Raw genomic sequence first — 20,843 nt, 5'->3', positions numbered from 1 at the left:
TCGTGCGGTAGGTGGTCACCAGGACCCGTCGGCGTTGACCTCGCGGTCGGTCCACAGCGGGTCGAGCTCGGCGCGCAGGTCCGCGCCGTGCTCGGCGACCAGGCGCAGCGCGCCCAGGTTGTCCTCGAGCTGGGCGAGCCTGCTGACGCCGAACAGCACGTTGGCGACGGCCGGGTTGGTCAGGCAGAAGGCGACCGCGACCTGGGCAGCGGTCGCGTCGTAGCGCCGCGCCACCTCGGCCACCCGGTCGGCCGCCTCGCGGATGGCGTCCCGGATGCCACCGGGGTCCGCGCCGATCTTGCGCTCGGGGAACTTGCGCCCGGCCAGGATGCCGCCCTCGAACACGTCGGAGGCCTGCAGCACCAGCCGGCCGGAGGTGAAGTGCTCGGCGTAGAACGGGCCCTCGGCCATGGACCGGCGGGCGATGCTGTACTTGAGCTGCGCGAAGGACGGCGGGGTGAGGCCCTCCTTGTCGGCGAACGCGAGCGCCGCCTCCAGGTCGCCGGCGACCCAGTTGTTCACGCCCCAGGTGTCGAACCTGCCGGCCTGGAGCTGCTCCTCGACGTCGGTGACGATCGACGGGATGTCGGGCGGGGACATGTAGTCGCCGACCACGACGCTGTCGGCCTTCGCCACGCCGATGCGCTCCAGCGAGGTGTCCATCTGCTGGGCGAAGCTGGTGGTCGGGTACTCCCAGAGCCACAGCTTGCCGCACAGGTGGTAGTCCTCGCGGGCGATCCCGGCGGCGCGCACCGCCTCGCCGAAGATGATGTCCGTGCGCGCCTGCTCGGCGTGCGGGCCCATGTTGTAGTGCGCGACGTCGAACAGGGTCACGCCGGCGTCCACCGCGTGCCGCAGGAGGGCGACCGCGTCGTCGAACTCCATCCGGTCCCAGGTGTTCCACGAGCCGAGGCCGAACAGCGGCACCTGCGGGCCGCCGGGACCCAGCTGACGGACCGGAACGCGGGACGCCTCGCCCATGGACACTCCTCACTAGCGGCCGAAAAGTGGGTTTAGTCTACACCCATAGACGAAAAAGCGGCAGACCGCCGCCGACTTCACCCCCGGTGCCGGCCGCCCGGCCCCGACGAGCCCGGAAGCCCGCGCCGCACCGTTTTCCCGAGTACCCCACACCGGCGCGGGCAGGGGTCTATATGGTCCCGAAGGACATCGCTCACCCAAGGTGCCCAGAGGGAGACGTCCGGTGATCGGCCAGCCAGACGAGCAGGACCCGCGGCCTGGGCCGACCGCCTCGGACGCCGAGCTGATCACAGCGGTGCGCACCGGCACGATCAGCGCCTACGGGCAGCTGTTCGAGCGGCACGTGGACGCCGCCCGCAACCTGGCCCGCACGCTGTCCCGCTCCGCCGCCGAGGCCGACGACCTGGTCTCCGACGCGTTCGCGAAGGTGCTCGACGTGCTGCGCGCCGGGGGCGGCCCGGACGAGGCGTTCCGCGCCTACCTGCTCACCGCGCTGCGGCACACCGCCTACGACCGGACCCGGCGGGACCGGCCGCTGCGGCTGACCGAGGACGTGGCGGCGGTGTCCGGCGTCGAGCGGACCACCTCGGTGCCGTTCCACGACCCGGCGGTGGCGACGCTGGAGCGGTTCCTGGCGTCCCGGGCGTTCGCGAGCCTGCCGGAGCGGTGGCAGGCGGTGCTCTGGCAGACCGAGATCGAGGGCCAGTCCCCCGCCCAGGTCGCGCCGCTGCTCGGGTTGACCAGCAACGGCGTCTCCGCGCTGGCGCACCGGGCCCGTGAGGGCTTGAAGAAGGCGTACTTACAGGCGCACCTGGCGCACAACCCGTCGGGCCGCTGCCGGGCGACCGTGACCAGGTTGGGCGCGTGGACCCGGCGCGGCCTCACGCTGAGGGAGAACACCCAGGTCGAGGCCCACCTGGACGGGTGCGCGCAGTGCCGGGCGCTGGCCGCGGAGCTGGCCGACGTGAACGGCACGCTGCGCGCGGTCGTCGCGCCGCTGGTGCTGGGCGCGGGGACGGCCGGCTACCTGGCCGCGACCACCGGGGCGGCCAAGGCGGGCCCGGTGGCCGCGACGTCGCACTGGCTGGCCGCCGGCGCGGCCACGACGGCGGTGGTGACCGCGCTGGTGTGGGGTGCGGGCCCGGAGCCGGTGCTGCCGGAGGCCGGGGTGGACCGCCCGTCCACGTCGGCGCGACCCACCACGACCGCGCCGACGTCCGCGAACCCGGTGCCCACAACGGGATCGGCGGGCGTGACCACGTCCGCGCCGGCCTCGGGCACGGTGTCCCCCACGGCGTCCCCCACGGCGTCCGACGGACCGCCCACCACCACGACCGTCGTGCCGACCGCGCCGGAGTTGGTGCCGACCGCGCCGGAAGGGTTCGCGCTGGGCACCGGAGGGCCGCCGACCGACCTGCCGATCACCGTCCGCAACGCCGGGACGACCCCGGTGCCCGCGCCCGCGCTGGTGCTCGACCTGCCCGAGGGCGTGCAGGTGGTCGGGCCGGGCAACGCCCTGCGGCACGGGCCGCTGGTCGGGCTGGACGGCGCGCAGGCCCGCGTCGGCTGCCCGGCCGGCAGGGGCACGGTGACCTGTTCGGCCGGTCGCCCGCTGGCCGGCGGCGAATCGGTGGTGTTCGTGTTCCGCCTGCTGGCCGGGCCGACGGCGACCGGCGGACCGGTCACCGGCACGGTCGGCGCGGGGCCGGTGTCCGCGCCGGTCTCGATCCCGCTGGAGATCCGCCCGAAGTAGCCGGCCGACCGATTCCGAGCGCCGACCGGCGAATCGACGCGCGCCGAGCGACTTGATCGGCCGGAATGCACACGGTTCGCAACGCCGTCGCAGGTCGCGGTCCGGGAATGCGTTTTCCCAGCACGTGAAAGTTCTTCGGGGTCCTCTCGCCTCCCATTGACCGGCCGCCGATCGGCGTGCGCCAACCGGCCGATCCGGCCCACCGAAAACGAAACAGGGCAGATTTCCGACGCGTTCCACCCAATGCCGTAACAATCGGCTTTGTTCCGGACTACGCCTGTCGCAGTAGTACCGTCGCCTTCTGTCAATTGACGACTTCAGGCTCTTGACGGCCGTTCCGCGCGTCCCCGATGATCGAACGGCTTGCCCGGATTGCGGTCAGCGATTCCGCGCGACCGCACTGCCAAATCACCGACATCTCCAGGGGAGGTTTTCGTGCGCGCTCTCGCCCTGCTCGTCGCCGCGCTGCTCGGGACCTTCCTGGTGGTCGGGGTCGGGCACGCGGCCGCCGCCGGATCCCCCGCGGCCGCCGGGCACTACCTCCAGGTCGAGGTCAAAACCCTCCCGCACCCCCATCTCGACCTGGGCTTCGCGGACGAGGTCACCCCCGCCGCACCCGCCGTCGCGCTCCAGCGGAATCACGTCCGCTCGGCCGTCGCCGTCCCCGTGACGCCGACCGCCACCCGCGTCGACAGCCGGGTCGCCCGCGGACCGCCGACCGGGCGCTGAATCCCCCACCTCACCGCCGTCTAAAGGACGACCGCGGTGTCCCTGACGCGCCCAAAAAAGGACAAATCCGATGCCGGGCCAATCCCGTGGAACCAGGCAAACCGGTCGACCGCCCGCCCCGGCGACCCGCCGACCACCGAAATCCGACCTGAAGTCCGGTTTCCTGGTCGCCCTCATCGCCCTCCCGCTGTGCCTGGGCATCGCGGTGGCCAGCGGGTTCCCGCCGATCGCGGGCGTGGTCACGGCCATCATCGGCGGCGTCCTGGGCGGCCTGCTCGGCGGCGCGCCGCTGACCATCAAGGGCCCGGCCGCCGGGCTGATCGTGATCGCCGTCGGCAGCGTGCACGACCTGGGCCAGGGCGACCTGGTCGCGGGCTACCGGCGGGCGCTGGCGGTCGGCGTGGTCGCCGCGCTGGTCCAGATCGTGTTCGGCCTGCTCCGGGCCGCGGGCGTCGGCATCGCCATGTCGCCCTCGGTGGTGCACGGCATGCTCGCCGCGATCGGCGTGATCATCATCGCCAAGCAGGCGCACGTGGCGCTGGGGGTCAAGCCCACCGCCGACTCGCCGTTCGGGCTGCTCGCCGAGATCCCGCACAGCCTGGTGCACGCCAACCCGCTCATCCTGCTGGTCGGCGCGCTGTCGCTGCTGCTGCTGTTCGGGCTGCCGCTGGTGCGCGCCCGGTGGAGCAAGCTCGTGCCCGCGCCGCTGGTCGTGCCGGCGGTGGCCATCCCGCTGGGCCTCTGGCTGCACCTGGACCGGCCGCACGACTACACGTTCCTGGGCGCGGACCACCACCTCGGGCCGGAGCACCTGGTGCGGCTGCCGGGCTCGCTGCTGGACGCGATCACCTTCCCCGACTTCTCCCAGGTGTTCAGCGGCACGTCCCTCCAGTACATCGTGATGTTCTCGCTGATCGGCACCATCGAGTCGACGCTGACCGTGCTCGCGGTCGACGCGATGGACCCGGCCAAGCGCACCTCCGACGTCAACCGCGACCTGCTCGCGGTCGGCACCGGCAACCTCGCCTCCGCGCTGATCGGCGGCCTGCCGATGATCTCCGAGATCGTGCGCAGCAAGGCCAACCTGGACTCCGGCGCGAAGACGCGCTGGTCCAACGTCTGCCACGGCGCGATCCTGCTGTTGTTCGTGGCGCTGATCCCCGGCGTGGTGCAGACCATCCCGCTCGCCGCGCTGGCCGCCATGCTGGTCTACACCGGCTTCCGGCTGGCCTCCCCCCGAGAGATCCGGCACGTCGCCAGGATCGGCTGGGACCAGCTCGTGCTGTTCCTCACCACGCTGGTCGTCACACTGGCCACCGACCTGCTGGTCGGCGTGGCCTCGGGCCTGGCGCTCAAGCTGGTGCTGCACCTGGCGCGCGGCGTGCGGCCGGGCGCGTTCGTGCCCCGCCCGCAGGCCACCACCGTCGGGTCGGTGCTGCGGATCCGGCTGCGGGACGCGGCGATCTTCCCCGCGCTGCTGCCGGTGCGCAGGCTGATCGGCCAGGCCGGGCCGGAGATCACCGAGGTCGTCGTGGACGTCCGGGACGTCGCGCTGGTCGACCACACCTTCCTGGCCCGGCTGGACGAACTGGCCCGCGAGCTGCCCTCGGCGACGCTCACCGTCGAGGGCCTCGACGGGCTGACCGCCGCCTCCGACGATCCGCACGCCACCCGCCGGCGGCCGCGATGACCATCGCCGACCTGGTGGCCCGCGCCGCCGAGCTGCTGCCCGAGCAGGGACCGCTACAGGCGTTCGTGCACCACAACACCCTGCACGCGTTCGAGCACCTGCCCTTCCCCGACGCGGTCACCCGCGCGGCCGAGGTGTTCGGCACCGAGCCGTACCTGAGCGAGGCCGCGTTCCACGGCTTCCTGGCGGCCGGCCGGATCACCCCCGACGACCTGGACGCCGTGGTGGCGGCCGAGGTGGTGGACGACGGGGTGCCGGTGGTGCCCGGCGGGCCGACCCTGCGCCGCTTCCACGAAACCCGGCTGCGCCACCACGTCGAGGTGCCGCGCGGCCCCGCTCTGCACTGGCTGCTGGCCGAGACCGACGCCGTGGACGCGGTGGACCCGCGCTGGGACCTGCTACGCGGGGCGGCACCCGAACCCGCCGTGCCGGCGAGCCCGCCGCGCCCGCGTGACCGGGTGGTCGCCCGGACCGGCGTCGACCCGGACCACCTGGTGCACCCGCTGCTGATCCGGCTCACCGCCGCATTCCTGGACCAGGGCGTGGCCTCCTGGTCGATGCCCGAGCGCGAGAGCGGGCTGCTGGCCGCCTTCCGCGCCCTCTACGGCCGGGCGGGCGGCCCGCCGGACCCGTTCCTGCGCGGCCTCCCGGCGGGCCTGCGCGACCAGGCCGGCTGGTCGGCCGAGCGCACGGTCGCCTGGGCGCTGGACGCGCTCGGGGTGTCCGAACAGGACCGCGGCGCGGTGGTCACCGCCACCCTGCTGTCGTTGCGGGGCTGGGCAGGCATGGTGCGGCAGTTCGAGGTGCGGCCCGACCGCGCGCCGGTCGGGCCCCGGCCCGCCGCACTGGCCGACTACCTGGCCGTGCAGCTCACCCTCGACGTGTTCGCCACCCGGCACGTCCTGGCCACCGCCGCCCCGGTCGAGGACGCCGCGCCCCGGCCGGGGCTGGAGCTGGTCTACGAGGCGTTCGCGCTGGCCCGGCTGATGGACGTGCCGCTGGCCGACCACGACCGGGCCGCGACGTGGCTCGGCGTGGTGGACGGCTGCGACGAGGTCGAGCGCCGCCGGCTGCTGCACCTGGCCTACGAGCGGCGGCACCGGATCGGCGTGCTCGACGGGCTGGCCGCCCACCAGCGGCTGGCCGTGCCCGCCGGGACGCCCGCGTTCCAGGCGGTGTTCTGCCTCGACGAGCGCGAGGAGTCGGTCCGCCGGCACCTGGAGGAGTGCTGCCCCGCGGTGGAGACCTTCGGCTTCGCCGGGTTCTTCGGCGTGGCGATGAACTACCGGGGCGTGGCCGACGTCCGCCCGCGCCCGCTGTGCCCGGTGGTGGTCACGCCCCGGCACGCGGTGGTCGAGCAGCCGATCACCCCCGGCCGCGCACCCCGCCGGCTCAAGGCCCGGTGGACCCGGTCGGTGTCGGTCGGCAGCCGGACCCTGGCCCGGGGCGGGCTGGCCAGTGTCGCGCTCGGCGTCACCGGGCTGGCCTCGCTGGTCGGGCGCTGCCTGTTCCCGCGCGCCGCGCACCGCTGGTCGCACCGGCCCGCGCCGGCCGCGCCGACCCGGCTGGTGATGGAGTTCCCGCCCGCCGAGATGACCGACATCGTCTCGACCGTGCTGCGCACCACCGGGTTGAGCCGGGGGCTCGCGCCCGTCGTGCTGATCGTCGGGCACGGGTCGTCCAGCCTGAACAACCCGCACGAGTCGGCGCACGACTGCGGCGCGACCGGCGGCGGTCGGGGCGGGCCGAACGCGCGGGCGTTCGCCGCCATGGCCAACGACCCCGCCGTCCGGAGAGGACTGGCCGAACGCGGGACCGTGATCCCTGAGGGCACGTGGTTCGTCGGCGGCTACCACAACACGTGCGACGACACGATGACCTACTACGACGAGGACCTGGTGCCCGCCGGGCACGCGGAACCGTTGCGGGCGGCCAAGGTCGCGCTCGCCGAGGCGTGCGCGCTGGCCGCGCACGAGCGGTGCCGCCGCTTCGAGTCCGCGCCGCCGGACCTGGCGCCGGAAGACGCCCTGGCGCACGCCGAGACGCACGCCGTCGACCTGGGCCAGCCCCGGCCGGAGTACGGGCACGCCACCAACGCGGTGTGCGTGGTCGGCCGGCGCTCCCTGACCCGCGGCCTCTACCTCGACCGGCGGGCGTTCCTGGCCTCCTACGAGCCCGCCGCCGACACCGACGGCGGGCTGCTGGCGGCCCTGCTCGGAGCCGTCGGGCCGGTGTGCGCGGGCATCAACCTGGAGTACTACTTCAGCTTCGTTGACCCGGCCGGGTACGGCTGCGGTACCAAGCTCCCGCACAACATCACCGGGTTGATCGGCGTGATGGACGGGCACGCGTCCGACCTGCGCACCGGGTTGCCGTGGCAGATGGTGGAGATCCACGAGCCGGTGCGGCTGCTGCTGGTCGTGGAGGCGTCCCCGGAGCGGCTGTCGGCGATCGTGGCCGCCGACCCGGCGTTGGAGCGGCTGGTGTCCGGCAAGTGGATCCAGCTCGCCGCGTGGGTGCCCGAGCAGGACGCGGTCTCGGTGTTCCAGGACGGGGCGTTCCAACCGCACGTGCGGGAGCGCACCGCGTTCCCGGTGGTGGCGCGGTCGGTCGAGGTGTACGCGGGCTCCCGGGACCACCTCGGGTGCGCGCACGTGCTGGCGGCGGCCGACGTGCCGGTGCTCGTCCCGTGACCGGCGTCCTGGTCGCGGCGGCCGCGGTGCCGTTCGGCGCGTTCCTGCTGCTGGGACTGGTGTCCTGGCTGGACCTGCCGCTGGGCGAGCGGGCCGTGTCGGCGGTGGCCGTGCTGTCGGCCGCGGTGTCGTCCGGGCTGCTCGCGGTGGTGGCGACGGCGGGACCGGTCGAGGTGCCGCTGGGCGCCTGGTTCGACGGGTTCCCGCTGGTGCTGGTGGCCGACGGGCTGTCGGTGCCGGTCGGCGTGCTGTCCGGGCTGCTGGGCGCGCTGATCGGCGCGTTCTCCCGGCGGTACCTGCACCGCGACCCCGGCTACCGGCGGTTCCACCTGCTGCTGGCGCTGTTCGTGGCGGGCGTGCAACTGGTGGTGCTGGCGGGCACGCTGGACCTGCTGGTCGTCGGGTGGGAGCTGACCGGCCTGGCGTCCGCGCTGCTCATCGCGTTCTTCCACCAGCGGCGCGGGCCGGTCGCGCACGGGCTGCGCGCGTTCGCCACCTACCGGCTGTGCGACGTGGGGCTGGTCGGCGCGGCGGTGGTCGTGCACCACGACGGCCCGCCGCTCGCGGTCGGGTTGCTGCTGCTGTGGGGCTCGATGGGCAAGGCCGCGCAGTTCCCGCTGGGCGGGTGGCTGCCGCGCGCGATGGAGGGTCCGACGCCGTCCAGCGCGATCTGCTACGGCGCGATCTCGGTCAGCCTCGGGCCGTACCTGTTGCTGCGCACCGCGCCCGAGTGGTCACAGGCCCCGGCGCTGCCGGTGCTGATCGCGGTGGTCGGCGGGCTCACCGCCGTGCACGCCACCCTGGTGGGTCGGGCGCAGACCGACATCAAGACGACGCTCGCCTACGCCTCCACCACCCAGATCGGGCTGGTGCTCGTGGAGATCGGGCTCGGCTGGGAACTGCTCGCGCTGGTCCACCTGCTCGGGCACGCGGCGCTGCGCAGCGCGCAGATCCTGCGCTCCCCCAGCCTGCTGCACGACCACCACCACCTGGAGCAGGCGCTGGGCGAGCCGGTCGGGGGCGGCGGCGGGTTCTGGGACCGGGTCACGCCCCGGCCGGTCCGGCTGTGGCTGTACCGGTTCGCCCTGGAACGCGGGTACCTCGACGCCGTCGTGGTGGAACGGGCGGCGGGCGGGTTCGTGCGGCTGGTGCGGCGGTTCGCGGCGGCTGACGAACGCCTGGTGCGCCGGCTGGCGGTGGCCCGGTGATCGTGTCGGCGGTGGTCGTGTCGGCGGTGGTCGTCGTCGGGTGGCTCGTCGCGGCTGTCGTGGTCGGTCGGGAGGCGGACCCGCGCCTCGCCCGGCGCAAGGGCGTTTTCGGGGCCACGGCGGTGTTCCTGCTGTCGTTGGCGGCGTTCCCCGGCGGCCTGGTGTGCACCGCGTTCAGCCTGGCCGGGGTGCTGGTAACGGCGTTGAGCCCGGTCACCACGCACCCGCCCCGCGTGCTGGCGCGCGCCCTGGTGCTGGTCGGTCTGGCCTGTGCGTTCACCGTCGCGGACGCGGCGGCGGTGCACGCGGTGCTGTGGGCCGTGACGGCGGCCGTGGCGTGGTCGGCGGCCGGTGGCGGCCGGCTGTTCGCGGTCTACCACGTGCCCAGCGCGCTGGTGGTGGCGTCGGGTCTGCTGGTCCCGACGCCGGCGGGCGAGGTGCTGGTGCTGCTCGGGGTCGCGGTGCGGGCGGCGGCGGTGCCCGTGCACAGCTGGTTCCCGTGGTTCGTGGCGCGCACGCCGATGGGCGTGGTGGCGGCGTTCCTGCTGCCGCTCGGACTGGTCGTGCCGAAGATCCCGGCCGCCGCCGTGGTGGGCGGTGCCGCGGCCCTGCTCGGCGCGGTGTTCGCGGTGGTGCAGGCGGACGCGACCCGCGCCCTGGCGTTCCTGCTGGTCAGCGTGAACGGGGTGGTGCTGGTCGACGGGGTGCGGCCGGCCGCGGTGGTCGCGGTGACCGGCTTGGCGATGACCGTGGCCGCGCTGACCGCCCGCCGGGGCGCGCTGTCGCTGGGCACGCCGGCGGGCGACCTGGCCCGCACGCCCCGGCTGGCCGTGGCGTACCTGGGGTTCGGGCTGGTGCTGGCGGGTTTCCCGCTGCTACCCGGTTTCGCGAACGCCCACCGGCTGCTCGACCACCCCTCGCCGTTCGTCGTGGCGGCGCTAGTGGTGGCGGTCGCGGTCAACGGGATCACCGTCCTGCGCGGCTACCTCGGCCTGTTCGCGGGCCGCACCGGGGAGACCGGCGAGCGCGACCTGACGCCGTTGGAGCACTACGCGGTGGCGATCACGTTGTCGCTGCTGGCCCTGGGAGGTCTGGCGCCCGGTCTGACCGGGTGGTGACCGGGCGGGTCCGCCGCAGGAGCGCGGCGGGCCTACCCTCGGCCCGATGGGGCTCTTGTTCACGCGCGCGGACCGACCGACGTTGGCGTACACCGATTCCGGCGGCGCGGGGACACCCGTGCTCGCGCTGCACGGGACGTTCGGCCGCGGCGCGGTGTTCGCCCGGCTCGCCACCGACCTGGCGGGCCGGGCCCGCGTCGTCGCGCCCGACCAGCGCGGCCACGGGCACAGTGGACGGGCCGCCGACTACGGCCGGGACGAGTTCGTCGCGGACGCCGCGGACCTGCTCGACCACCTCGACCTCGGCCCGGCGGTCGTGCTCGGGCACTCGTCCGGCGGCATCACCGCCTACCAGCTCGCGGCGCGCCGGCCGGACCTCGTGTCGGCGTTGGTGGTCGAGGACGTCGGCCCGGTGATGGGGCCGCCGGAGGTGCCGCACCCGGTGCTCGACGTCCGGGGCCGGCCGACGTCCGCGCCGACCCGCGAGGGGCTGGCGCGCGCGATCGGGGCGCACGTGCCGGACAGCGCGTACTTCCTGGCGAGCGCGGTCGAGGACGGCTCGGGTTGGCGGCTGCTGTTCGACTGGGACGACATGATGGCCGTGCAGGAGGGCTGCGTCGGCGACTGGTGGCCGGACTGGCTGGGCTCGACCTGCCCGGCCCTCGTCCTGCACGGCGGCCGCAGCCCGCTGCTGCCCGGTCCACTGGCCCGCGACATGGTCGCCCGCCGGCCGGGCGCTCGCCTGGTCGAGTTCCCCGAGGCGGGCCACTGGATCCACGACGACGACCCGGCCGGCTTCGCCCGCGCGGTCGGCGATTTCCTTCGAAATATCCGATTGCGGACCACGCCCGCGTGATCGACCATGTGCCACCGGAGCACGACGGCGACAGTGGGGACCAGATGGCGGAGCACACCTACCGGGTCATGGTGCGTGGCCGGTTCACCGACCTCGACGACGCCGGGCGCGCCCGGCTGCTGGCCGAGGTCGACCGGCACGGCGTGCTCACCAACGGTTTCTCCGAGCAGGGCGCGCTGTCCTACGACCGCGCGCTCGACTTCTTCAGCTACCGCGTGCAGTTCCGCGCCGAGGTGGCCGACGACGACCGCGCGGTCCGTGATCGCGCGCTCGGGCTCGCCGCGCGGGCCGTCGAGGAGTTCGGGGTGGACTTCCGCGACCTGCGGGCGTCGGCGACCGACGTCGACCTGATGAAGGTCAACCGGCCCAAGAGGCGCGCGTGAGCGATCCCGCCGCGCCCGCCGTCCGCATCGTCCACCTGACCGGCCCGGTGTTCCAGGCCCTCGCCGAAGGCGACGCGGCCGGCGCGAACGCGATCGCCCCGGTGCCGCTGCCGGACTACTTCGCCGGGCCCGAGTGGCGCGGGGTGTGGCGGATGCGGCAGGAGCAGGCCGAGCGGGACCCGGCGAGCGCGGCGTGGGTGACCGGCGCGATCTGGGACGAGCGGCGGGAGCTGGCCGTCGGCCGGGCGGGCTACCACGGGCCGCCCGACGCGGCCGGCATGGTGGAGATCGGGTACGCGGTGCACCCGGAGCACCGCCGGCGCGGCTACGCCCGAGCCGCGCTCGAAGCGCTGCTGCGCCGCGCCGCCGACGAGCCCGAGGTGCGCACGGTCCGGGTCACCATCAGCCCGGACAACGACGCCTCCTACCGGCTCGTCGCCCAGTACGGGTTCGTCCGCAACGGCGAGCAGTGGGACGACGAGGACGGGCTGGAGATCATCTACGAGCGCCCAGCCAGCTAACGCTTCCGCGAAGCTGGTGTGGTCTAGGTTCTCCGGGACTGATCCGCGGGCGGGGTGCCGGTCCACTCAGGCGTCGTGCGTGCCTGTCAGCACGCCGCCGGCACCGGCCGCACGACCGCCTCCCACGCGGGAGCGGCCGGATCGCGCCGTGGGCGCGACCGTCCGCTGTCGCGCCCGGGTTCAGCTCACCATCACGTTGCCGGGCGTGCTCGTCTTGGCCCCGGTGTAGTAGTCCCGGATGCACTCGTACCAGACGTGCTTCGGGATCCGGTCGGCCGTCGCGCCCAGGGCGTCGAACAGCTCGCCGGACTTGTCCCGGTCGAAGCCCGCCGCGGTCGTCATCGCGACGAAGTCGGCGCGGGTCACGAAGTCGTCGCCGTCCGGGTCGCCGAACCGGCTGACCGCGTCGGCGTACTCCTCGATGACGTCGGCGAACTGGTCCGGCGAGGACACCGACGCCCGGAACTCGTCCAGCGTCACGGTGACGTCGTCATCGTCGTCGGCCTCGGCGGCCAGCGCCGCCCAGAACGATCCGCACGCCACGACGAGCGCCTCCCGGGCGTCCGGGCGGGCGCCGGGGACCGACCGGACGAGCCGGTCGGCCAGCAGCACGAAGTCGTGCGCGTCGATGTGGCCGTTGCCGTCCACGTCCAGGAGTTCGAAGAACAACTCGATGCGCCGGGCGGCTTCCGAAGACATGCTCCCCAGTTCCTTCCACTGTGATCCCACGTGCCGAGAGGTGCCATGGTTCACCGGCCCCGCGGTCCGCGCTCGGCCCGACTCGCCGCCGGCCCCGAGAACCCACCGGTCGGGTGAACTCCGCCGACGCCGCCCACTCGCGTGACCCCTCCGCACCACATCGCCGGCCACGCCACCCCTGCCGCGTGACCCCACCCGCGTGACCCGCGCCCCGCGCCCGTAGGTGCCCCTGCGGCCCGCGCTGCCCCACCCGCGCCGGCCGAATGGATCTATCGGTACGCCCGGAAGGATGCACCGACACGCCATACCTGTCCGCACTTTTGCGGTTGAGGGACGTACAGTCTGTCGTCACCCCGAGCACCGCAAGGCAGGAGCACCACCCGGCATGGCCAAGACCGTCGACCTCGCCCGCGTCGAGCAGGACGCCCGCGCCCGCTTCACCGAACTCCGCACCGCGGCACCCGACGGCCAGGCCGAGGAGCACGATGCCCGCTACGCCGACATCCTGCGCCGCGCCCGCCTGATCGCCGCCAGCGACGGTCTCGCCGACGCGGTCGCGGCCCACCTCGTGGGCAAGGGCATCGAGGTCCGCACCGACCAGGTCCGGGTCGACCCCGCCGAGAACGACCACCAGGTCATCGCCCTGGCCTGCACCGTCGGCGGCGCGCCCGCCGTGCTGCCGCTGCACCCCGGCGCGACCACGCTGCGGCTCTACCCCGCCGGCACCGACATCGTCCTGGCGCAACCGCCGCTGGTCACCGTCGACCTGCCCGCCGACGCCCGCGCCGGCGACCACTGGGTCGGGGCCGCCGCGATCGCCGACGCCCTCGAACCGCACCTGCGGTAGGCCCGGGTCGACTCACGGCCGCAGGCGGACCGGCAGGCTGTCGTGGCCGTTGGAGATGAACGACCGCACCGGGCGCAGGCCGCCGGGCGGCACGGCGAGTTCGGCGTCGGGGAACCGCTCGAACAGCGCGGGCAGCGCGATCTCGGCCTCCAGGTGGGCCAGCGGGGCACCCAGGCAGTAGTGCGCGCCGTGCCCGAACGCCAGGTGCTCCTTGTCGGCGCGGGCGAGGTCGAAGTCGTCGGCCGTCGGGCCGTGCAGCCCGGGGTCGCGGCTCGCCGCCGCGTAGGACGCCAGGATCGCCTCGCCGCGCCGGATCGGCACGCCGGCCACCACGAGGTCCTCCACCGCGTAGCGCAGCGGCAGGTGCGCGACCGGGGCCTGCCAGCGCAGCGTCTCCTCGACCACGTCGCGCCAGCCCCGTTCGCCGGACCGGACCAGGGCGAGCTGCCCGGGGTGGGTCAGCAGCGCGGTGATCGCGTGGTCGAGCAGGTTGACCGTGGTCTCGTGGCCGGCCGCGATGAACAGGATCAGGGTGTCCACCAGCTCGGTCTCGGTCAGCCGGCCGTCGCCCTCGTCGCGGACCGCGATCAGCTCGCTGGTCAGGTCGTCGCGCGGGTCCCGGCGGCGGGCGGCGACCAGGTCCTCCAGGATCCGGCGGACGTCGAACCGGTTGGCCGTCGCGAGTTCCGGGGTCACCGTGGTGTCGAAGAAGATGTCCACGGCCCGGCGCAGGCCGGGGCGGGCCTCGTCGGGCACCCCGATGAGCCGGCAGATCACCTCGATCGGCAGCGGGTTGGCGTACCCGGCGCGCAGGTCCACCAGGTCCGGTCCGGCGTCGAGGGCGTCGAGCAGGTCGGTCGCGATCGCCTGGACGCCGGCCCGCAGCGCGTCGGTGCGGCGCGGCGTGAACGCCTTGGCCACCAACGATCTCAACCGCCGGTGGTCGGGCCCGTACGCGGTGAACATGTTCTCCACGGACACCCAGATGTGCAGCGGCCAGTCGTCCGGCACCTCGGCGTCGCGCCACGCGGCCCAGTGCCGCCGGGCGTCCTTGGACACCCTCGGGTCGGCGAGCAGCCGCCGCAGCAGGTCGATCCGGTTGACCGACCAGGCGACCACGCCACCGGGCAGCTCGACCCGGGTCACCGGGCCGCGGTCGCGCAGCAGCGCGCCTTCGGCGTGGATGTCGTGCCCGGTCAGGTCTAAGCGATAGGGGTCCATCCACTCATGGTGACCACTCGGACACCCTCTGTACAAGCCCCCCGAATGCCGGCCTACCGCTGGTGGCCGGCGAGCAGCGATTCGCCCAGCACGGTCAGGGAGTGCACGGTCTGCGTGCCGTGCCGACTGGTCCGCAGCAACCCGGCCGCCCGCAGGACCCCGGTGTGCCGGCTGACCGACGCGGGCGACGTGCCGACGCGGCGGGCCAGTTCCGTCGTGCCCGCGCCGGCCCGCGCGCACTCCAGCACCGCGCTGCGGGTCGGCCCCAGCAGCGCGTCCAGGCTGCGCGGTTCGGCGCCCCGCCACCGGTCGCCGTCCTCCAGCGGGTACACCAGCACGGGCGGCGCGGCGGGGTCGGCCAGCGTGCACGGCCGTTGCCGGCCGAAGTACGACGGGACCAGCCGCAGACCGCGCCCCCGCAGCGGGAGTTCGCGCTCCTCCGGGTGGTCCACCTCCAGCACCGGCGGCTCCCACCGGGCGTACGGGCCGAGTCCGGCGAGCAGCGCGTGCACACCCCCGTCCACCAGGTCGCGGGCCCGCCGCGCGCGATCGGCGTTCACACTTTCCCGGATCACGTCGGAATACGGGGCGACCAGCCGGGAATGCAGGTGCCGCACCATGTCGGCGAGCACCGCCAACGCCCGCCGGTCACCGCCGGCCAACGGCTTCGTCCATTCCGGCAACGGCCGGAACCGGCTCAGCTCCGCGCGCACCCGATGCGCCGGGGTGGCCCGCAGCGCGGCCAGCCCCGCCTCCAGACCGGCCGCCGCCTCGGGCGGCGTGAGCAGGTCCGGAGCGGGCGAGAGCAGGTGCAGCACGCGCACCGCCGGGCTGCGGGAATCGAGTCTCCGGCGCATTTCCAGCGACCACTCGTGAAATGCGGCCGGGCGATCCCGGTCGCGCAGTCGACAACCGCCCAGCACCACCTCCCACAACGGGTCGGCGGTCGGTGCCACGGTTGTGCGCACCAGGTCGTCAGTCGTGAAGATGACGCGCAGCACGGAATCCCCCCGTGAGTAGCTTTCCCCCTTGCCGCACAGTGTTGTCGCGGATCTTCGCGGTGACGCGCCATCCCGCCGGCTGCACCCGCAGAGACGAAGGTCGACTCCGGCCCCCACCCCCGCACCTACAACGACCCGGCCGCCATCACGGTTCCCGCCCCGAACGATTCCCCTTCGCCGCAACTCACCGCGCCGCATCCCACCGGGCCAAGCCCTATCGGGTCGAATCGAGGCGGGCGGCCAACTCCGCCCGGGTGAACACCGTGCCGGGCGGCCAGTCCCGGTCGAAGTACTCGACCAGGCGACGCCGGGCCTCCGGAAGCCGGTCGGGCCGCTGTGCCGGTCCGGTGGCGTCCATCAACGACTCCGCCAGGGTCGCCAGCTCGTGCGCGGTCCACCGCCCGGCCGAGTTCCGGGGCGCGGGGTGGAGGGTCCCGGACGACCCGCGCACCCAGACCGCCTGCCGGGTCGCGGCCACGCTCCGGACGTCGGCCACCACGAGTTCCGCGAACACCTCGCCGGCCGGCAGCCGCCGCAGCAGGGCGGCGTGCAGGGTCCCGCCACGACGGCGGATCACCGGCGCGCCGCTCACCGGGTCCATCAGGCTCCGACCCGACCCGCGCCCCATGTCCACGACCTCGTGCGCCGCGGTCCGCGCGGCCGGGCGCAGGCGGGCCGCCCACTCCGCGCCCTCCCGGGTGGTGGGGTCGATCTCCTGCCACCCCCGGAACGGGAGTTCCCGGCTGCCCACCGACGCCAGGACCTCGCGCGCACACCGCACCGCGAGCCGGTCCCGCCGGCCCAGGACCTCCAGCCACCCGGCGCGGCGCACGTCCTCGGGGACGGCGGCGGGTTCCCGGTCCGGCCCCACGCCGACCAGCCAGTCCCGCCTGGCCAGGAAGTCCTCCACGACCCGGCGCGCGGGCGTGTCGCTGTCGTAGCCGGCCGCCAACCGGCGCAACGGCCGCACCGCGGCCTCCCGCACCATGGCCCCGCGAAACGCCCGGCCGACCACTTCGAGGTACTCCGCGCACCCGCACGCCTCGGGGTCGGTGGACCGGCACGGCCCGCCCAACGCCGAGTGCGCGGTGTACCGGTGCCGGCACCGCGCGCACGCCGGGGCGTCGGCCAGGCGCGCCCGGCCGACGAACCACCACACCCCAGCCGCGGCGACGAGCGCGACCAGGATTCCCACCGTGACCACGGTCGCCTCAGCCCCTGCCTTCCCGACCCTTGCCTTCTCGACCGCTGTCATCGGGGCCGCTGTCATCGGGAACCCAATGGCGGTCCTCACCGCGGGTCTCCCAGTGGCCCGGCCGGTGCACCCCGCCCGGCCGGGCACCGATCCACATCACCACCAGCACGACCAGCAGCACCGCGACCGCGCCCACGCCCACCACGGCGACCGGTTCACCGCGCCCGACCGCGTCCACGACCTTCGGGAACACCTCCCGCACCCCGCCGACCGCCTTCACCACCAGCCCGCCGATGGCGAACAGCAACCCGCCCGCCAGCGCCACCAGCACCACGACCAGCGCCACCTTCACCCCGAGACCCCCACTCCGCGGCCACCGTTTCCGCGAGCACCGGCTCCACCGGTACGCACCGGCCCCGATCATCGGTCCAGAAGCCCCTCGGACGGGAGCGTTGGCACGAACCTGCCCCCGCCGTGCGGCACAGGTCACACCCCACCCACGACAGTCCACTGTGGACTAGACCGCGGGCTTCCGCATGACAGCGGATATTTCGCGACGCAAGCCGCATACCACGAGACGTCTTGACAACCCTTGTGGTCGTGTTCGCGCCCTACTTCGAGTCCTGGACCGGCGAGAACCCCGCCACCCTGGCGCAGCAGTCCGGTGCCGAGTACCTGACCTTCAACACGCTGTCGTTCTGAGCCCTCCAGCGCGACAGCGGCGGCGGCCACGGCGGTGCCCGGCGACTACACCTTCACCGTGACCGGGGCCGGCCCGTCGGCCCCGCACTCCGCCACCTTCTCGGTCGAGGTCAAGGGCGCGGTGCCCGGCGGCGCGGTCGTCAACGGCGGTTTCGAGGACGGCGGGCTGACCCCGTGGACCGCTCCGGGCGACGCGATCGTCAGCACCGCGGCCCACTCCGGCACGCACGCGCTGCAGGTCACGCCGAGCGGGTCGGGCAATGGGCAGGCGTCCCAGCCGGTGACCCTCACGCCGGGCAAGTCGTACACGCTCAAGGCGTGGGTGCGCTGACGGAAAACAGCGGATGTGTCCGGGATAAGGGCACACCCGCCGTTTTCCGGTTATGTCCTTTTCCGGCCGGGCATTCCCTTTCACCAGTTCACAGTTCGTTTCGCCCGTTGGGACAACCGATTGCCACGGCTCCCTCACCGATCACCGTCGCCGCAGGTCAAATACTTTTCGACAGCCCGTCGATCACCCAGCGCGACTGACCATAAATGCGCTGGATGCCCACCTTGAATGACCTTCTCGGGCCGTTGACGCGCAATGGTTCAGAGGCGACCGGGTACGCGCCCCCGGGCCGCCCGCGCGAACCCGCCCTTCCCGGTGTCCGCGTGGTTCCTGCCGCGCGATCGAGAGGCAGACCCATGAGAACCGCCCGCCTGCTGAGCCGTGCCGCCTTCATCGGCATGGCCTTGGCGCTGGTGACCGGCGCAGGGCACGACGCCTTCGCCGCGCCCGACGACCCGCCGGTGGAGGTGCAGGTCATCGGCGGCCACAACGCCACCGAGGTCTACCCGTTCCACGCCCAGATGAGCAACGGCTGCGGCGGCAGCCTGGTGGCACCGCAGTGGATCGTCACCGCCACCCACTGCGGCAGCGCCGGCTCGGCCCGGCTCGGGTCCAACACCCGCAGCTCCGGCGGCGAGGTGCGCAGCGTCGACCGCGTGGTGAACCGCTCGGGCACGGACCTGACGCTGATGCACCTGTCCCAGCCCTCCACCCTGACCCCGGTCAAGATGGCCACGGCCAACCCGGCGGCGGGCAGCCCGGTGCGGCTGATCGGCTACGGCTGCACGAGCTGGCCGTCGTGCTCCAACCCGTCCACGCTCCAGGAGATCGACCTGACCATCCTGGCGTCCAGCCGGTGCGCGGCGGGCGGCGGCGCGTCCACCGACGTCTGCGTTTCCGGCGACCGGACGCACTCGGCGTGCCACGGCGACTCCGGCGGCCCGGCCCTGGTGGGCACGCGCGGCAACTGGACGCTGGTCGGCGAGACGCACGGTCCGGGCGACAACAACGGCGAGTGCGCCACGACGACCCTGTACACGGGCATCGCCGCGAACGTCGCGTGGATCAACCAGCAGACCGGCGGCACCACCCCGCCCGGCAAGAAGTTCGAGAACACCGACAACCTCGACATCCCGGACAACGGCGCGGCGGTGACCAGCCAGGTCACCGTCTCCGGCCAGGCGGGCAACGCCCCGGCCGGGCTGAAGGTCAACGTGGACGTCAAGCACCCGTACCGCGGCGACCTGGTGCTGGACCTGGTGGCCCCGGACGGCTCCACCTACCGGCTGAAGAGCTCGTCCGCCGACTCGGCGGACAACATCCTCACCACCTACACCGTCAACGCCTCGTCCGAGGTGGCCAACGGGGCCTGGAAGCTGAAGGTGCAGGACGTCGGCCCGCAGGACGTCGGCTACCTCGACGCCTGGAGCGTCGAGTTCTAGACCGCCGCGAGGCCCAGCCCGCCGTTCGCGGCGGGCCGGGTTCCCCTTGTCAGGCAACGCGAGTCCGCGAGGCGGCCGACAGGAACACCGCCACCGACGCGAACAGCGCCACCTCGCACCACAGCACGGCGGCGAGGTCCCCGGTGACGAGGTGGACCGCGCCCAGCCCGACCACGCCGAGCGCTCCCCCGAGCTGCCCGGCCGTGGCCACCACCCCGGAGGCCGCCCCGGCGTGCGCGAGGTCGACCTCCCGCAGCGACACCTCCACCAGCGTGGGCGCGACCAGCCCCATCCCGAGGCCCGCCACGAACAACCCCGGCACCAGGTCGGCCGCGCCGATCACCGGTCCGTTCGCGACCAGCAGCCCGATCATGCCCAGGCACATCACCAGCGCGCCCGCGACGGTCAGCCGCCGTCCCCACCGGGCGGCGAGCCTCCCGGAGAACGCCGACGCCACCGCGATGCCCGCCGACCACGCCACGAACGTCAGCCCGGTACCCCACGCGCTGAACCCGTGCACGGTCTGCAACTCCACCGCCAGCACCAGGAAGAACCCGGTGACACCGGCGTAGAGCGCGATCTGAGCGCATGCCCCGCCCACGAACCCGTGCAACCTGAACAGGCTCAACGGCACCAACGGCGACGGCGCACGGCGTTGCCACGCGACGAATGCCGCCACCACCGCCACCGAGCAGAACGGCAGCGCGACCGCCCACCACGGCCACCCGAGCCTCGGACCCTGGGCCACCGGGTGGAGCACCAGCAGGAGCCCGGCGGCGAGCAGCACGGTCCCGACCACGTCGAGCCGTCGCGCCCGGGGCGCGCGGGAATCGGGCAGGGTGAGCGCCGCGACGGCGAACGCGAGCACGCCGATCGGCACGTTGACCAGGAAGACCGACCGCCACCCGAGCCCGAGCAGGTCGGCCTCGACCAGCAGGCCGCCGAGCAGCGGACCGGACACCGTGCCGATCGCCGCCGTCGCCCCGTACGCGGCGAACGCCCCGGCCCGCCGGGCGCGCGGCACCGAGACCTGGATGACGGTCAGGACCTGCGGGATCATCACCGCCGCGGCCAAGCCCTGCACGACCCGCGCGCTGACCAGCACCCCGGGGCCGGGCGCGAGGCCGCAGGCGAGCGAGGCCAGGACGAACCCCGCCACGCCGGCCAGGAACACCGGCCGCCGGCCGAACCGGTCACCGGTCCGCGCGCCGGCGACCAGCCCGACGCCGAAGGCCAGCGCGTAGCCCGCCACCGACCACTCGACCTCGGCGGCGCTCGCGGCCAGGTCGGCCCGGATCGCGGGCGCGGCGACGGTGACGATCGTGGTGTCGATCAGGTCCATCGCCGCGGCGGCCAGCATCGCGACCAGCGCCCACCTCATCCCGTTGCGCTCCATCCACCCCTCCGAATTCAGTGAAGAGCTGAACCATACAGAGCTTCACCATTCAGGTCGAACGGGATTCGCGTAGGGTT

At 74.1% G+C, this 20,843-nt stretch carries 19 protein-coding genes; 12 read left to right on the top strand and 7 right to left on the bottom strand.

Going from position 1 to position 20,843, the window contains the following annotated elements:
- Positions 1 to 15: 15 nt before the first annotated feature.
- On the bottom strand, positions 16 to 981 hold the full coding sequence (locus tag BN6_RS19500; RefSeq protein WP_015101429.1) for an aldo/keto reductase: 966 nt from the start codon (positions 979 to 981) through the stop codon (positions 16 to 18).
- A 223-nt stretch (positions 982 to 1,204) separates the two neighbouring features.
- Between BN6_RS19500 and BN6_RS49670 the strand changes: the two genes are divergently transcribed.
- The 9 genes from BN6_RS49670 to BN6_RS19455 all read left to right on the top strand — a co-directional run bounded on the left by BN6_RS49670 (position 1,205) and on the right by BN6_RS19455 (position 11,932).
- On the top strand, positions 1,205 to 2,734 hold the full coding sequence (locus BN6_RS49670; protein WP_015101428.1) for a sigma-70 family RNA polymerase sigma factor: 1,530 nt from the start codon (positions 1,205 to 1,207) through the stop codon (positions 2,732 to 2,734).
- Between the two features lie 435 nt (positions 2,735 to 3,169).
- Positions 3,170 to 3,463 carry a hypothetical protein gene (locus BN6_RS19490; RefSeq protein ID WP_015101427.1) on the top strand — a complete coding sequence of 98 codons (294 nt, stop codon included), beginning with the start codon at positions 3,170 to 3,172 and terminating at the stop codon, positions 3,461 to 3,463.
- Positions 3,464 to 3,533: 70 nt separating this feature from the next.
- Positions 3,534 to 5,153, top strand: coding sequence for a SulP family inorganic anion transporter (locus BN6_RS19485; protein WP_015101426.1), 1,620 nt, complete (start codon positions 3,534 to 3,536; stop codon positions 5,151 to 5,153).
- Positions 5,150 to 7,846: a YbcC family protein gene (locus BN6_RS19480; RefSeq protein WP_015101425.1), complete on the top strand. Its 2,697-nt coding sequence runs from the start codon at positions 5,150 to 5,152 to the stop codon at positions 7,844 to 7,846. Before BN6_RS19485 ends, BN6_RS19480 begins: the two co-directional genes overlap by 4 nt.
- Positions 7,843 to 9,054 (top strand): proton-conducting transporter transmembrane domain-containing protein, encoded by a 1,212-nt coding sequence (locus BN6_RS19475; RefSeq protein WP_015101424.1) that lies wholly within the window; start codon positions 7,843 to 7,845, stop codon positions 9,052 to 9,054. Before BN6_RS19480 ends, BN6_RS19475 begins: the two co-directional genes overlap by 4 nt.
- Positions 9,051 to 10,172, top strand: a complete 1,122-nt coding sequence (locus BN6_RS19470; RefSeq protein ID WP_015101423.1) for a hypothetical protein — start codon at positions 9,051 to 9,053, stop codon at positions 10,170 to 10,172. Before BN6_RS19475 ends, BN6_RS19470 begins: the two co-directional genes overlap by 4 nt.
- 46 nt (positions 10,173 to 10,218) lie before the next feature.
- On the top strand, positions 10,219 to 11,028 hold the full coding sequence (locus BN6_RS19465; protein ID WP_015101422.1) for an alpha/beta fold hydrolase: 810 nt from the start codon (positions 10,219 to 10,221) through the stop codon (positions 11,026 to 11,028).
- On the top strand, positions 11,025 to 11,411 hold the full coding sequence (locus tag BN6_RS19460; protein WP_231905341.1) for a DUF6204 family protein: 387 nt from the start codon (positions 11,025 to 11,027) through the stop codon (positions 11,409 to 11,411). The genes BN6_RS19465 and BN6_RS19460 overlap by 4 nt, the downstream gene beginning before the upstream one ends.
- Positions 11,408 to 11,932, top strand: a complete 525-nt coding sequence (locus BN6_RS19455) for a GNAT family N-acetyltransferase (protein WP_015101420.1) — start codon at positions 11,408 to 11,410, stop codon at positions 11,930 to 11,932. The genes BN6_RS19460 and BN6_RS19455 overlap by 4 nt, the downstream gene beginning before the upstream one ends.
- 180 nt (positions 11,933 to 12,112) lie before the next feature.
- Here BN6_RS19455 and BN6_RS19450 read toward each other — a convergent pair whose 3' ends face one another.
- On the bottom strand, positions 12,113 to 12,631 hold the full coding sequence (locus BN6_RS19450; protein ID WP_041313309.1) for an EF-hand domain-containing protein: 519 nt from the start codon (positions 12,629 to 12,631) through the stop codon (positions 12,113 to 12,115).
- 385 nt (positions 12,632 to 13,016) lie between these two features.
- On the opposite strand from BN6_RS19450, the gene BN6_RS19445 reads away from it, so the two are divergent.
- Entirely contained in the window at positions 13,017 to 13,478 is a 462-nt protein-coding gene (locus tag BN6_RS19445) for a hypothetical protein (RefSeq protein ID WP_015101418.1), read from the top strand.
- A 12-nt stretch (positions 13,479 to 13,490) separates the two neighbouring features.
- Here the strand turns inward: BN6_RS19445 and BN6_RS19440 are convergent, their stop codons facing one another.
- From BN6_RS19440 to BN6_RS19425, 4 genes are all read right to left on the bottom strand, one after another.
- Positions 13,491 to 14,699 (bottom strand): cytochrome P450 family protein, encoded by a 1,209-nt coding sequence (locus BN6_RS19440; RefSeq protein WP_015101417.1) that lies wholly within the window; start codon positions 14,697 to 14,699, stop codon positions 13,491 to 13,493.
- 53 nt (positions 14,700 to 14,752) lie between these two features.
- A complete protein-coding gene (locus BN6_RS19435) occupies positions 14,753 to 15,700 on the bottom strand; it encodes an ArsR/SmtB family transcription factor (protein ID WP_015101416.1) in 948 nt (315 codons plus the stop codon).
- Between the two features lie 214 nt (positions 15,701 to 15,914).
- On the bottom strand, positions 15,915 to 16,895 hold the full coding sequence (locus tag BN6_RS19430) for a hypothetical protein (protein ID WP_148302933.1): 981 nt from the start codon (positions 16,893 to 16,895) through the stop codon (positions 15,915 to 15,917).
- Between the two features lie 16 nt (positions 16,896 to 16,911).
- Positions 16,912 to 17,247, bottom strand: a complete 336-nt coding sequence (locus BN6_RS19425) for a hypothetical protein (protein WP_041313303.1) — start codon at positions 17,245 to 17,247, stop codon at positions 16,912 to 16,914.
- Between the two features lie 408 nt (positions 17,248 to 17,655).
- On the opposite strand from BN6_RS19425, the gene BN6_RS19420 reads away from it, so the two are divergent.
- Positions 17,656 to 17,928: a carbohydrate binding domain-containing protein gene (locus BN6_RS19420; RefSeq protein WP_231905340.1), complete on the top strand. Its 273-nt coding sequence runs from the start codon at positions 17,656 to 17,658 to the stop codon at positions 17,926 to 17,928.
- A gap of 356 nt (positions 17,929 to 18,284) precedes the next feature.
- Positions 18,285 to 19,370: a trypsin-like serine protease gene (locus tag BN6_RS48915; protein ID WP_015101412.1), complete on the top strand. Its 1,086-nt coding sequence runs from the start codon at positions 18,285 to 18,287 to the stop codon at positions 19,368 to 19,370.
- A 49-nt stretch (positions 19,371 to 19,419) separates the two neighbouring features.
- On the opposite strand, the gene BN6_RS19410 is transcribed toward BN6_RS48915, so the two are convergent.
- On the bottom strand, positions 19,420 to 20,766 hold the full coding sequence (locus BN6_RS19410) for an MFS transporter (RefSeq protein WP_015101411.1): 1,347 nt from the start codon (positions 20,764 to 20,766) through the stop codon (positions 19,420 to 19,422).
- Positions 20,767 to 20,843: the final 77 nt, after the last annotated feature.

The organism is Saccharothrix espanaensis DSM 44229 (genome assembly GCF_000328705.1).
GTDB lineage: Bacteria > Actinomycetota > Actinomycetes > Mycobacteriales > Pseudonocardiaceae > Actinosynnema > Actinosynnema espanaense.
The sequence above is the reverse complement of the archived record's forward strand: the minus strand, read 5'-3'. Positions and strand labels throughout refer to the sequence as shown.